Genomic DNA, 14,467 nt, shown 5'->3' on the forward strand with positions numbered 1-14,467 from the left:
CCCATCACTTTGCGAACCGCCGTATACGAGACCCGTACGTACGGTGGTGTGAGAGGCGCACTCCGTCAGTTTCTGGCGGAGCCGTCTACTCGATTACCAGATGTTTTTTTTCTCATCAAGGTGCGGTATTGCTCGGTTTATGATTAGTGTGCAATTCTTTACTAATTTCATTATCTATGTCAGCAGATTTTAATGAATTATTTAAGTCAGCAACATACTTTGGATTACTTTTAACAATATTGCTAAGAATTACAATTGCCTTAGAAATATGCGTATCAAGAATTGTCTGATTACCAATATAAGTAGTAATCTCTTGTTTTAAATTCGCTGTATTTGTCCAATTATCTCCACCACGCCATAGAAATGAAGAAATTCTGGAAATATGGAATGAAGCATTTTTAGATAAATAACGAATAGTATCATCATTATTTGTCGAAAAATTGGTTAATAAATATTCTGAAACTTTTCTGTGAATTAGTACTGATAATAAATAGGGTTCGATAATGTCAGTTCCTGAAAAGATTTTATCGTAATATTCATTCCATACTTTATATTTTCTACTTCTTGAATCAGATGGCTTTTTTAATACTAATGCTAAATATGAAACTGCTACATTTTCATTTGGAATTATGTTGTCTTTTGAAATTAGAGTATTTTCATATTGTCTTGGTTTTCGCTCTAAGTAAAAATCAAACATCTTAAAACCTTTTTCTAAGTCAAGTTGTGTGATGTCATTTGCTCTTAAATTTCGTCCTGTTATTTTATTTTGATTGTTAGTTGTCAAAACAATTTTATCAACCAAGTCTAAATCATTTGTTTCATATATTCTTAGAAGAAGCCTTGTGTCTGGTTGAAGATGACCGTCTTTAAATGCGTTTGCAAGACTTGTTGCAGTTTGGCATCCGTTAACGATTTGCATATTTTCAATTTTAACTTTTGGGTCATCAGGGTCTGTTACTGGGTCGACTTTATCACAAATTATAGTCACTCCATTATTTAGGAACCAAAATAATGGACTTAAATTAATATCCGTACAAGTATTTATTATGTCTTTATTTACTCCACCAAGTTTGCCTAAATATTTTCTGATGTTTAAATCAAATACAAAACCATTAACATCTTTATTTACTATTTGAGCAATTTCGGAGGCAGTTGTTGAGCAAATTATTCCTTTAAGTCCTTTACTGTGATATTTAATGAGTGAAGGATTGTTAGTGTCATAAATGATTTTTACTTCACAATCAATTTTTTTGTTTTTTTTCTCTTGCGAGTTTAAAATATCAACTATTTCATCTGCTCCAATTGTTTCAAAAGTAAAATTCGCAAAAGTTCCGTTGTCATAAGTATCAGTGATTGTTTTTATCTCTTGTTTAGCTTCAGCAGATAAGTCAATGTTTTTACCTTTTGTGATATATGCAACTTTTACATTAATATTTGAAGGACCTAATGATGATTGTAAAGTTCTATAATCTTTTATTCGGTCTTTGAACTTTATATTAGAAAGAGTATTAATGTCAATTTGTCGTTTTTCAAATAGCCATTGTAAACCATTACGAATTTGAATTATACAATTTGAAGAAAAAGTATCTTCGTTTTTAATTTGAGTTATGTAGATTGTAGCTTCATCAGAATTATCCTCAATTGTAATAGCATCAATCTGTTTGTCTTGTCCACCATCAACATTATCGTTTTGGTCAAAAGAATGAATACTACTATCAGTAAAAATAGAATGAGCAAAAACCAAAAAAGCATTGTCGGCTGTCACACCAAGTTTAGTAGCTGTATTATCAATATGGTCTTGAACTATTTGTTGTCTTAATGTCATTATTTCGTTTTTTTTTTAAAATATCTGGTAACTAGTATATAGGCGAAACAAACCTTCGTATATCCACCCAAATATGGGTAGATTGGCGAAGGTTTGTTTCGCTTTATTGCTTTTCAAATATATAAATAATTCTTTACAAATCCTCCAAAGGACTTTTTATTAGTTTTATGTTTTTTTGATAGTTTCTGAGTAACCCTAAACGAACTAATCACACAAAATCTTTAGCCCTGACCGTAGTGAAAAACGCATGCCGGTAGCCAACCGCTTTTTTCTGGTGGTTGCAGAGCGACTGGAAGAAGCTCCTGCCAGCACCTAGAAAAAGGGTTGGTGACCAATGCTTTGTAGCGTAGGGCAGGAGTGGCTCCTAAAAAAAAGAGCATAAAAAAACTCCACTACTTGCGCAGTGGAGTTTCTATTATCATATACTAAAAGGAATTAGTTCACTAATACCCATTGTCCTGAAGCGATTAAGCTTTCGGCTTTTTTATATTTCATTTCTTGTATTTGTCCGTTAGCCACGTTTTGAAGACTAACGGTATCATTGCGATTGATTTTTGGCATGTCTCTCGTGATCGTTTCAGTAATGGTACGTTGTTGCGTTTGTCCCGCTTCACGATTTGCCCCTTCACTGCTCACAATCTCGTCTTTATTGAGTTCGTAATCTTCCCTTGGCGCAACATCAACTGCTTCTTGAATTTGTTGATTTTCTTGAGCTGGCAAATCCCCTTTAAACAAGAAAGAAATTACTTCCTTGTTGACATTATCAATCATAGCTCTAAATAAATTGAAAGCTTCTAATTTATAAATAAGCAATGGATCTTTTTGCTCGTGAACGGCAAGTTGAACTGATTGTTTCAATTCGTCCATTTTGCGTAAGTGTTTTTTCCACGCTTCATCTACAATGGCTAATGTGATGTTTTTCTCAAAATCAGCAACGAGCTGGGCTCCTTTAGTATCGTAAGCCATTTTTAAGTCGGTCACCACATTCAATGATTTTATTCCATCCGTAAACGGAACAACAATGCGTTCAAATTGATTTTTCTTGTCTTCGTAAACTGTTTGTATAATAGGAAATGCTTCTCTAGCACTTCTGGCTGTTTTTTCGGTGTAGTATTCTAAGGTTGCCTTATATACTTTTCCAGTCAGTTCCATTTCGTTTAACTTAGCAAACTCACTTTCTGTCACAGGTGAGGTGATAGAGAAATAGCGTATCAATTCAAATTCAAAATTTTTGAAGTCAGAAACTGCTTTGTTTTGACCTATGATAACTTCACAAGTATCATAAAGCATATTAGCAATGTCTAGTTTTAAACGTTCTCCAAACAAAGCGTGACGACGACGTTTGTAAATTACCTCACGTTGTGCATTCATGACATCATCATATTCTAATAAACGCTTACGAACACCAAAATTGTTTTCTTCAACTTTTTTCTGCGCACGCTCAATAGATTTTGTCATCATCGAGTGCTGAATCACTTCTCCTTCTTCTAATCCCATTCTGTCCATTACTTTAGCTACTCTCTCAGAACCAAATAAACGCATTAAGTTATCTTCAAGAGAAACGTAAAACTGTGAACTACCAGGATCTCCTTGACGTCCTGCACGACCACGCAACTGGCGATCGACACGACGAGAGTCATGACGCTCAGTACCTACAATGGCTAATCCACCTGCTGCTTTTACTTCGGCCGATAATTTAATATCGGTACCACGACCAGCCATGTTTGTTGCAATAGTAACTACTCCTGGTTTTCCTGCTTCTTCAACGATTTGCGCTTCTTGTTTGTGCATTTTTGCATTCAATACGTTGTGATTTACACCTCGCATTTTCAACATTCGGCTCAATAATTCAGAAATCTCTACCGAAGTCGTACCAATAAGCACTGGTCTTCCTGCTTTAGACAATTCGCTTACATCTTCAATAACTGCATTAAACTTTTCGCGAGTTGTTTTATAAATAAAATCTTCTTTGTCTAATCGGGCCATTGGTCTGTTAGTAGGAATTTCTACTACGTCCAATTTATATATAGTCCATAACTCACCTGCTTCAGTAACAGCAGTTCCTGTCATTCCGCCTAGTTTGTTGTACATTCTAAAGTAATTCTGTAAAGTAACTGTCGCAAATGTTTGGGTTGCTGCTTCAATTTTTACATTTTCTTTGGCTTCAATCGCTTGGTGTAATCCGTCAGAGTACCGACGGCCATCCATGATACGACCTGTTTGCTCATCAACAATCATGATTTTGTTATCCATGATCACATATTCTACATCTTTTTCAAACAATGCGTATGCTTTTAAAAGTTGCGTCAACGTATGAATACGCTCGCTTTTTATTCTGAAATCTTGGAATAGTTTTTCTTTTTCTTCTGCCTCAGTATCTTTGTCTAATTTTTTCTTCTCGATTGCAGCTATTTCTGTTCCAATATCTGGAAGTACAAAAAACTCGGAGTCGGTGTCACCAGAAAGATATTGTATCCCGTGGTCAGACAATTCTACTTGATTATTTTTTTCTTCAATAACAAAATACAATGCCTCATCAATCTTGTGCATATCTCTTTTGTTATCCTGCATATATTGGTTCTCCGTTTTCTGAAGTAATTGTTTAATTCCTTCCTCACTCAAAAACTTGATTAACGCTTTGTTTTTTGGTAAAGCTCTGTAGGCTCTTAATAATTGAAATCCACCTTCTTTCGTGTTTCCCTCTTTTATTAATTTTTTAGCTTCTGATAAAAATCCATTAGCAAGCTGACGTTGCAGTGCAACAAGATTTTCTATTTTTGGTTTCATTTCCATGAATTCGTGACGGTCTCCCTGCGGAACTGGACCAGAAATAATCAATGGAGTTCTTGCATCGTCAATTAAAACCGAATCGACTTCATCGACAATTGCGTAGTTGTGTTTTCTTTGCACTAAATCATTTGGCGAATGTGCCATATTATCTCTCAAGTAGTCAAAGCCAAATTCATTATTGGTTCCGTAAGTGATATCAGCATCATACGCTTTCCTTCTTTCGTCAGAATTAGGTTGGTAGTTATCTATACATTCCACGGTCATACCATGAAATTCGAATAAAGGTGCTTTCCACGTGCTATCTCTTTTTGCTAAGTAATCATTCACAGTTACTAAATGCACTCCATTTCCCGTTAGTGCATTCAAGTACAGCGGTAAAGTTGCCACTAATGTTTTTCCTTCACCCGTTTGCATCTCTGCTACTTTTCCTTCATGAAGCACCATTCCGCCAATTAATTGTACGTCATAGTGAATCATATCCCAAGTAATTTCTTTTCCTGCAGCACTCCATGAATTTGACCAAACAGAATTATCACCGTCTAGGGTAATGTAACTTTTTAATCCAGAAAGTTCACGATCTTTAGCAGTTGCTGTAACCGTAATTTGCGAATTGTCTTTAAAACGTCTCGCTGTTTCTTTTACAACTGCAAAAGCTTCTGGAAGAATTTCCAATAATGTTTTTTCAGAAACATCATACGCCTCTTTTTCAAGAGCATCAATAGCAATATATAGATCTTCTCTTTGATCAATGTCAAGGGTTCCCTCTACTTGTAGTTTTATAGCAGCAATCTTAGCGTCTTTATCAGAACGATCTTGCTTTATCTTATCTTTAAAATAAGCCGTTCGACCTCTCAGTTCATCATGAGATAATGACATTAATGGTTGCTCAAAAGTCTTAATTTTATTAAGATAGGGTTGTAATGCTTTGACATCTTTTTGCGACTTATCGCCCACAAAAACTTTAATAATACTATTTAGGAAACTCATGATCTATTTTTATTTCTAATTTATCTAATTTTGCTACTTTAAACCAAAAAAAAGTCTCTTGTGAGACTTTTTAATTGATTTACTTTTTAATATTCATCCTCATTCCAAAGATAATCTTCGTCAGTAGGATAATCTGGCCATATTTCTTCCATTGATTCATATATTTCGCCTTCGTCCTCTATAGATTGAAGGTTTTCTACCACTTCTAATGGAGCTCCTGCTCTAATAGCGTAGTCAATAAGTTCGTCTTTGTTAGCAGGCCACGGTGCATCACTAAGGTAGGATGCTAGTTCTAATGTCCAATACATTTGCTGTCGATTTAGTTTTGTGCAAAAATAAAATTTTTACTGAAAAATACAAGTTAAAAATGATTTATTTTTACGTAAAGTTAAGAACGTTTATTTTAGTGTTTACTTTTCATTATCAAGTGTTCAGTTTTTAGTTGTAAACTAAGCACTAATAATCTCGAGCTACTTTCTTGGAATCCATTGTACTTCATCCGCTTTGAGATCGTGGGACAACTTCCGTGCCAACACAAAAAGGTAGTCAGAAAGTCGGTTTAGGTATTGAATTGCAATTTCAGCCACAGGTTCGTTATGACTTAAATGTACTGCTAAACGTTCTGCACGGCGACAAACGCAGCGCGCAATATGACAATATGACACCGTTGTATGTCCGCCAGGAAGAACAAAATGAGTCATTGGCGGAAGTGCTTCTTCCATTGCGTCAATTTCATTTTCTAATAATTCAATATCAGTATCTATAATCCCTAAGTTCTTCAATCGAAGTTCTCCATTTTTTTTAACTTCTTTATCTGGGGGAGTTGCTAGAATTGCTCCTACGGTAAATAGTCGATCTTGAATTTCAATCAAAATTTCTTTATAATGCGCATTCATATCCTGATCCCGAATTAATCCAATATGTGAATTTAATTCATCTACAGTTCCATAACTTTCTATTCGTGCATGGTCTTTTGGCACTCGCGTTCCACCAAAAAGTGCTGTCGTCCCTTTGTCTCCCGTTTTAGTATATACTTTCATCGTTGCTGTAATTGATTTGTAAAAGAGAACAAATTTAGGTTATTAATTTTACTATTTCTGCAACAAAGCGTTGCAAAGAATTTTCACTTAATTTGAAATATAAATCAGGTTCTATACATTCAATTTCCATTAAATGAAGTGTTTCATCGATTATAATTCCGTCGACTCGAGCGTATAAAAGTTCCGCTTGAAAAGTATCTATAACTTTTTGTGCTTGCAGAATTAATTTTTGATTGGGATGAACCAAAGAATATTTTCCTCCAAATAACGATTGAACTCTAAAATCTCCATCTAACGGTTTTTTATTGACAGCATGAGAGAATTGTTTATTAAAAAAGATAAATGATGTTTCGCCAATTGACTGGATTTGAGACGCAAATTCTTGCAAAAGCAGTTCTTTGTCTTTAGCAATTGATGCAAATCTTGTATTGATTGCTTCAATATCTTTTATGTCAAAAACTTCTGTAAGGTAGGAGCCCGCCGAAAAAGCTGGTTTAATAACTGCTTTTTTCCAATGTTGAGGGATTATTTTGCTAAGATTTAATTCATTTGTTTTATCGATAAAAACAGTAGGTAAAATTGCAATTTCTTTTAATTCTAATTCTCGTAAATAAAATTTGTGAATGTTCTTTTTTATTACTTGAATGGGATTCAGCGTTTTTATTTCTAGCTTTTCGATATGGTCAAGCCAAAGGTTAAACTCGGTTTCTTGTTCAAAATAGTCCCAAGTGTTCCTGAAAATTAGGTAGTCAAAGCTTGTCCAAATGATAGTTTTGTCACTCCAGATAACTGCTTTAGCTTCTATATTGTATTTAACTAATTCTGGAATAATTTGTTGGTCTTCGGGATTGAGATCGGGAAGTTTAGCGCAAGTTAGGATTCCAATTTTCATTTTGAGATATTCTATAGCTGTTTAAACGTGTGTTATTTCGTGTTTCCTAGCCCGGATAGAAGTGATATCCTTTTTCAAGCCATTCAGACGAAGGAAGAATGGCTTGAAAAAGATATAAGCGAATAGCCGGAATAGCTCCAAGAAAAACTATTTTGTAGTATCGCTTTCTATCACACCATCTCGCAAGCGAATAATTCTATGTGCATAAGCGGCAATTTCTTCCTCGTGCGTTACCAGAATTACCGTATTTCCGTTAGCGTGGATGTCTCCAAAGAGTTTCATGATTTCAAGAGAAGTTTTACTATCTAAGTTTCCAGTGGGTTCATCAGCCAGTATTATCGAGGGTTTATTAACCAAAGCACGAGCAATGGCAACACGCTGACGTTGTCCTCCCGAAAGTTGGTTGGGTTGGTGATCCATTCTGTCAGAAAGATTTACTTGATCTAATACCTCTGTTGCTCTCTTATTGCGCTCTGTTTTAGAAAAACCAGCATAAATCATGGGTAGCGCTACATTGTCAAGCGCAGTTGTTCGCGGTAAAAGGTTGAAAGTTTGAAAAACAAAACCTATTTCTTTATTTCTAATTTCGGCTAGTTCATCATCTTTCATCTTGCTAACGTCCTTGCCATTCAAGATATAATTTCCAGATGTTGGTGTGTCTAAACATCCCAATAAATTCATTAATGTAGATTTTCCAGATCCTGAAGGTCCCATTAAAGCTACATATTCTCCTTTATTTATTTGTAAGTCGATGCCTTTAAGAACGTAAACGATCTCATTTCCTAGGACAAAATCTCTTTTGATATTCGTAATATTTATTAGCGGGTTTGCCATTAGATTATATGATTTGTATCCTTCGATTTTACTCTGGCTACTATTAATTAAGATTTTAAAAGTACAAAAACTTTTGAACTATTGATAAGTAGTAGTTTTTAAAATTTGTTACAGTGATAGAGAGGTTAAATTTGGAACTTATAACAAAATAAAAATGAATATAATTTTTTAAAGAATAACGAAAAAGCTCCATTAATAAATTAGAAAGCGAGATAACAAAATTTTCCTAACTTATTTTAAGTAGACTAATGTTCTATAATGTAGTAGCGGTGAGTATTAAAATTGTCGCTTTTTAATCTTTAAATCCTAAAATAACTATCCTGATATGTTGAAAAGAGAAATTATAGAATTAATATAAAATATTACGGAATATGACATATTTATGGCTTATTTCACAATTAAAGTGATTAATTGTATAATTATTGGATGTATGTTGAAAATATTATAATTCATTTTACATTTGTTTGATAATTATTAAAATCAAAATTATGAAAAACACAAAATTAGTTTTAGGATTAGCAATCATTGCTATTGGGTTTGCATCTTGTAAAGATGAAAAAGCGGAACAAGCGGAAAAAAAAGTAGATTCGTATGTTGTTTATGTAGATTCAGTTAGTACACTTAATGAAAATGATGCTTCGCAAGAATGGGATGGCATAGAGTCTTCCTATCAAATGCGATCTGATGAAGCTAATGCCGCTCTTGTAGATATTAAAGACAATGCCGAAGCACAAGCAAAACTTGATGCAACTAAAGCTAAATATGAAGCTTTGAAAGCTAAAGTTGAAGCAAAAAAAATGGCAGATGCTGCAGCGCAACCTAGTAGTAAGCAAAAAATGAGAAATTCATTATTTGGTGAAGGAAAAATAGGAGATGACATGAATTTTAGTTGGGTAAAGGCAAACAATATTCATGAAGTTTATCAACAATTCATTCATACAGTGGAGGATAATAAGGATAAATATTCTCGTGAAGATTGGGATGAAATTAAATTAATGTACGAAGCATTAGACAGTCGTAAAAATACGGTTGAAAAAGAAGGTCTTTCATCAGAGGATAATAGAAAAATTGCAGGTTTGAAAATTAAATTTGCTCCAATGTACACGCTAAATAGAATGGGAGCAAAATCAGAGGAAATGAAAGATGCAAAACAATAGTCAAAATTTAGATTAAATTTTTAAATGGCAGTCAGTGATGACTGCCATTTTTTTGTTTAAACTCTTAGTATAAAATGTTCTTTTGGTTGTTCACGTCTAAAAAATACAAATCCCCACTGATAGGTATCAATAGTGACAGTCACTTTAGAATGTCCTTGAATGATTTTCCAAGTTTCTTCCATTGCTGCTGACCAATGAATATCATCAAATATCCAAACTGTATCATTAGTTATAGTTGCTATTAATTGATCAAAGTAATCTAAAGTAGCTTGTTTCTGATGATTTCCGTCAAAGTAAATGAGATCGAATATTTTAGAATTTAAATTTGTTTCAGTGATGAAATCTCCAAATTCAGTTGCGATAAGTTCAACGTTTGGATAACAAATTTTATCCAAATTCACTTTGGCAACATCCATTGTATTTTTGCAACCTTCAAGTGAGGTGATTTTAGCGTTTTTATTTCCTAATGAAAGGGCAACTGTTGCTAATCCTAAAGAAGTGCCTAATTCTAAAATTTTCGCTGATTGGAAATAATTTGTAATTCTAAATAGTAATTTAGCTCTTTTATAACTAGTTCCTGCCGTTTTAGCAATCTTTAAAACTGATCGATTAGTAGATTTAAAAACCTTCGAGCCTGCACCAAAATCACTAACATCAATGGTACTTCTATTCTGTAAAAGTATATTTCTGTAGGTTTTTAAAAGCTTATATTCAGGTTTTGATTGCTTGTTATAAAAGCATTTAGTAATTAAATTAAAAACAAACGGTGAATGAACCGCATGCTCGTTTTTGGAATGCCAAAGAAACGTGAGATAGGATTTTATTTGGAAAAACATAAAAGCGTGAAGATTTGATAAAATAGGAGCGAAGATACAAAAAAGTGATAGAGCCTCTACAATACGTACTTGGTTTTAATGTGACGATTTTAGTCATTAAAACACTTAAATAAGAAACACTACATTTGCGACTTTTAAAAATAAATCACGAAAAATTCTAGCTCGTATGACTTCCTTAGATGATATTTCACCTACAATTGCAATAACTTCAGCTGAAATTGATAAATGTATCGCCATTTTGGCCCAACTCAATTTAGATACCGATCAAATATTTGACATAGAAAAAGAGCAAAGAACAGCGCTCTTAAAAGCGGCTGGACAGTTTTCCAGACCAGATCGCGATGAACTTTCTCGACGAAAAAAAGATGGAAAATTAGTAGCTAAACGCAAAAAAGAAAAGCAAGATAAAACCGCACGTAAAGAAACTGGAATTAGGTACGCACGTGAGGCAAGTATTTTTGTAGCACCAAAATTATTAGCTTTCACTGAACTTAATAGTAAAGAGCAATTAGAACTAGAAACACCTAGAAACTGTTACGTATGTAAAATACCACTTACTAGAATGCATCATTTTTACGACACAATGTGTACCGATTGTGGCGATTTTAATTACGCTAAACGTTTTCAAACTGCTGATGTTAAAGGGCAAGTAGCAGTTATTACTGGTTCTCGCCTAAAAATTGGATATCATATTACTCTAATGCTTTTGCGCAGTGGAGCAACGGTTATTGCAACCACTCGTTTTCCGGTAGATTCGGCTTTACGTTTTTCTAAAGAACCTGATTTTATGGATTGGGGTGAGCGATTAAAAATTCATGGATTAGATCTACGACATATTCCAAGTGTCGAAATCTTTTGTAACTTTATTGAGCAAAAATACGATCGATTGGATATTTTAATTAATAATGCTGCTCAAACTGTGAGGCGTCCTGCTGGTTTTTATACCCATTTAATGGAGAATGAAGAACGCATGTTGTCTGATTTACCGAAACAAGCACAAGAACTATTGTTAGATCATACGAATTGTTTAGATGAATTAAAAATGTTGACTTCTGGAGCTTCTTCTAATCAAAATATGCCAGTAACTTGGCATGGACCAGAACCCGGAATTGGTTTGCGGGCTTCTGCCAAATTATCTCAAATTCCCTATTCGTTTGATAATGCATTAGTGGCAAACGAAGTTTTCCCAGAAGGAGAGCTAGATGCCGACTTGCAGCAAGTGGATTTGAGAAAAACGAATAGCTGGCGTTTGAAATTAGGACAAATAGAAACTACTGAAATGATTGAAGTGCAATTAGTAAACTCCGTAGCTCCTTTTGTTTTGTGCAATCGACTTTCAGAAGTGATGAAAAAAGACAATACGGGACAAAAACATATTATAAATGTTTCGGCAATGGAAGGGAAGTTTCATCGTTTTTTTAAAGAAGCGAGACATCCACATACTAATATGGCTAAAGCTGCGCTAAATATGCTCACGCACACAGCGGCGGGAGAATTAGCCAAAGTTGGAATCTTCATGAATGCCGTAGACACGGGTTGGGTAACCGATGAAGATCCAGCAGAATTAGCCAAAAAGAAACAAGAAGAGCAGGATTTTCAGCCACCATTAGATATTGTTGATGGAGCTGCCCGAGTAATGGATCCTTTATTTGACGGTATTAATACAGGAAAACATTGGTGCGGTAAATTCTTAAAAGATTACAACCCGATTCCTTGGTAGGAAATTGAATTTTAAAACAAAAAAACCACAACAGAATTAGATTTTGTTGTGGTTTTTTTTATTTAGAGCTACTGCTCACTTCTATATTGTCAACTTTTTTATAAAATAAAACCCCATAACGATAAACGTTACCGCTAAAGTGTTAGGGGATTATAACAATATTTTTTATTCACCTGCCATGGCGAGATTAGAGGAATTTATCCTTCCATTTTAGCGCTCAATTCAAACCAGCGTTCTTCTTTACTTTCAATTTTATTAATGATATTTTGCAATTCATTTGCTTTCTTTTCGATGCTATCGTCAGCTACTTTTCCTTCCGCAAAAAGTTGTTCAATTGAAATTTTTTGAGCTTCCAATTCTTTAATTTCTTTCTCTGTTTTCTGATATTCTTTTTGCTCGTTGAAAGTTAGGTTTCCAGTTGGATTGTTTTGCTTCCAGTCTTTTTTGTCCGCCTTGTTTTCTTCTTTTTGAGCGACATCTGAACTATCTTCATAGGCTCTAAAATCAGAATAGTTTCCAGGGAAATTTTCTACGACTCCTTGTCCTCTAAAAATAAATAAGTGATCCACAATTTTATCCATAAAATAACGGTCATGCGATACTACTAAAAGACAACCTGGATAGTCCAAAAGAAAGCTTTCCAGTACGTTCAAAGTCATAATATCTAAGTCATTAGTAGGCTCATCGAGAATTAAGAAGTTCGGATTCTGAATTAAAACCGTACACAAATACAACCGTTTCAATTCACCGCCGCTTAATCTATCAACAAAATCGTATTGTTTTTTAGCATCAAAAAGGAAACGCTCCAGCAATTGTGAAGCCGAAATCAACTTCCCTTTCATTAAAGGAATAAATTCTCCGTATTCCTTAATAACATCAATTACTCGCTGCCCCGGTTTTGGGTTAATTCCGCTTTGCGTATAATAACCTAATTTTATAGTTTCGCCAATTACTACTTTTCCACTATCAAGAGGCAAAACTCCCGTCAATAAATTTAAGAAAGTCGATTTCCCAGTTCCGTTTTTACCAATGATTCCAATGCGTTCTCCCGGTTGAAAGTCAAAACTAAAGTTGTCCATGATCACGTGATCCTTGAATTTTTTAGAGATTTTGTGAAGCTCAATAATCTTGCTTCCCATACGCTCCATATTTATTTCAAGCTCTACTTTATTCTCGCGACGGCGACTTTGTGCTTTTTCCTTTATGTCGTAAAAATCATCTTGACGCGATTTAGACTTAGTCGTTCTCGCTTTTGGCTGGCGTCGCATCCATTCTAATTCTTTTACAAATAAGTTTTGAGCTTTGTCCACACTCGCATTTTCAGAGGCGATGCGTTCCTCTTTTTTCTCTAAATAATACGAGTAATTTCCTTTATAGCTATATAATTTCCCATTGTCAAGTTCAATGATTTCATTACAAACGCGTTCTAAGAAGAAACGGTCGTGGGTAACCATAAACAAGGTAATGTTTTCTTTAGCAAAATAACTTTCTAACCATTCGATCATTTCTAAATCTAGGTGATTCGTAGGTTCATCTAATATAAGTAGGTCAGGACGATTGATCAAAATGATAGCCAGTGATAAACGTTTTTTTTGTCCACCTGAAAGATTTTTAACTTTCAGTTTAAAGTCTTCCAACTTCAGTTTAAATAAAATTTGTTTATACTGGGTTTCAAAATCCCATGCATTGTGCTGATCCATACCGTCAAAAGCTTTTTGATAGGCGTCTTCATCTTCAGGATTTTCTAATGCTTTTTCATAGGCTTCAATCACTTTCAGTATCTCATTGTCTGAAGCAAAAATGCTTTCCTCAATAGTTAATTCTTCTTGTAGATTGTTGCTTTGAGATAAAAAAGCCATTCTAATACCTTTTCTTAAAACTACTTGACCAGTATCTGATTCTTCTAAACCATTAATGATACTCATAATTGTAGTTTTACCAGAGCCATTTTTGGCTATAAAGGCAATTTTTTGGTCTTTATTAATACCAAAAGAAATGTTTTCAAAAAGTGTTCTTTCTCCAAAAGACTTGGATATGTTTTCGACAGATAAATAATTCACAATGCTGATTTTTTTGCAAAAGTAAGCTATTAAATGACTAATAGCGAATTGTTTATTTTAATGTGGTTTTTTGTAAACATCTTAGCCTGCTTTTTTTAAAATGAATCTAAAACTGCTTTAATTTCTCGACTGTCTCCTATTATTTCTAATTGAAAACTATATAGGAACCAAGCTGGTATATTTGAACCTGTCATATTTATTGCTTTTTACTCTGGGCGTTTCCCTAAATATAATAGAGCCCATTACCTTTTCGGTTATGGGCTCTATTATATTTAGTGCCGGGCTCATATCTTTGCTTTGAATAGAAATATATGAAATACTTAACT

The 14,467-nt window shown here is 34.1% G+C and carries 10 protein-coding genes; 2 read left to right on the forward strand and 8 right to left on the reverse strand.

Features of this window, described 5'->3' with window-relative positions:
* Positions 1-115: 115 nt before the first annotated feature.
* The 6 genes from BUA99_RS14515 to BUA99_RS14540 all read right to left on the reverse strand — a co-directional run bounded on the left by BUA99_RS14515 (position 116) and on the right by BUA99_RS14540 (position 8,368).
* The gene (locus tag BUA99_RS14515; RefSeq protein WP_072993992.1) at positions 116-1,825 is read right to left on the reverse strand and encodes an AIPR family protein; all 1,710 of its coding nucleotides are present in this window, start codon (positions 1,823-1,825) and stop codon (positions 116-118) included.
* Positions 1,826-2,260: 435 nt separating this feature from the next.
* Entirely contained in the window at positions 2,261-5,602 is a 3,342-nt protein-coding gene (secA, locus tag BUA99_RS14520) for a preprotein translocase subunit SecA (protein ID WP_072993996.1), read from the reverse strand.
* Positions 5,603-5,688: 86 nt separating this feature from the next.
* Positions 5,689-5,910 (reverse strand): DUF2795 domain-containing protein, encoded by a 222-nt coding sequence (locus tag BUA99_RS14525; protein ID WP_007138072.1) that lies wholly within the window; start codon positions 5,908-5,910, stop codon positions 5,689-5,691.
* 162 nt (positions 5,911-6,072) lie between these two features.
* The gene (locus BUA99_RS14530; protein ID WP_072993999.1) at positions 6,073-6,642 is read right to left on the reverse strand and encodes a cob(I)yrinic acid a,c-diamide adenosyltransferase; all 570 of its coding nucleotides are present in this window, start codon (positions 6,640-6,642) and stop codon (positions 6,073-6,075) included.
* A gap of 34 nt (positions 6,643-6,676) precedes the next feature.
* Positions 6,677-7,534, reverse strand: a complete 858-nt coding sequence (locus BUA99_RS14535) for an ATP-grasp domain-containing protein (protein WP_072994001.1) — start codon at positions 7,532-7,534, stop codon at positions 6,677-6,679.
* Positions 7,535-7,681: 147 nt separating this feature from the next.
* Positions 7,682-8,368 (reverse strand): ABC transporter ATP-binding protein, encoded by a 687-nt coding sequence (locus BUA99_RS14540; protein ID WP_072994003.1) that lies wholly within the window; start codon positions 8,366-8,368, stop codon positions 7,682-7,684.
* A gap of 488 nt (positions 8,369-8,856) precedes the next feature.
* Between BUA99_RS14540 and BUA99_RS14545 the strand changes: the two genes are divergently transcribed.
* Positions 8,857-9,525 carry a DUF6565 domain-containing protein gene (locus tag BUA99_RS14545; RefSeq protein ID WP_072994005.1) on the forward strand — a complete coding sequence of 223 codons (669 nt, stop codon included), beginning with the start codon at positions 8,857-8,859 and terminating at the stop codon, positions 9,523-9,525.
* A gap of 56 nt (positions 9,526-9,581) precedes the next feature.
* Here the strand turns inward: BUA99_RS14545 and BUA99_RS14550 are convergent, their stop codons facing one another.
* Positions 9,582-10,361, reverse strand: a complete 780-nt coding sequence (locus BUA99_RS14550) for an O-methyltransferase (protein ID WP_072994007.1) — start codon at positions 10,359-10,361, stop codon at positions 9,582-9,584.
* Between the two features lie 166 nt (positions 10,362-10,527).
* On the opposite strand from BUA99_RS14550, the gene BUA99_RS14555 reads away from it, so the two are divergent.
* Positions 10,528-12,081 carry an SDR family NAD(P)-dependent oxidoreductase gene (locus tag BUA99_RS14555; protein WP_072994009.1) on the forward strand — a complete coding sequence of 518 codons (1,554 nt, stop codon included), beginning with the start codon at positions 10,528-10,530 and terminating at the stop codon, positions 12,079-12,081.
* A 197-nt stretch (positions 12,082-12,278) separates the two neighbouring features.
* Here the strand turns inward: BUA99_RS14555 and BUA99_RS14560 are convergent, their stop codons facing one another.
* Complete coding sequence (locus tag BUA99_RS14560) at positions 12,279-14,141, reverse strand: ABC-F family ATP-binding cassette domain-containing protein (RefSeq protein ID WP_072994011.1); 1,863 nt, start codon at positions 14,139-14,141, stop codon at positions 12,279-12,281.
* Positions 14,142-14,467 lie beyond the last annotated feature (326 nt).

The organism is Flavobacterium segetis, from assembly GCF_900129575.1.
GTDB lineage: Bacteria > Bacteroidota > Bacteroidia > Flavobacteriales > Flavobacteriaceae > Flavobacterium > Flavobacterium segetis.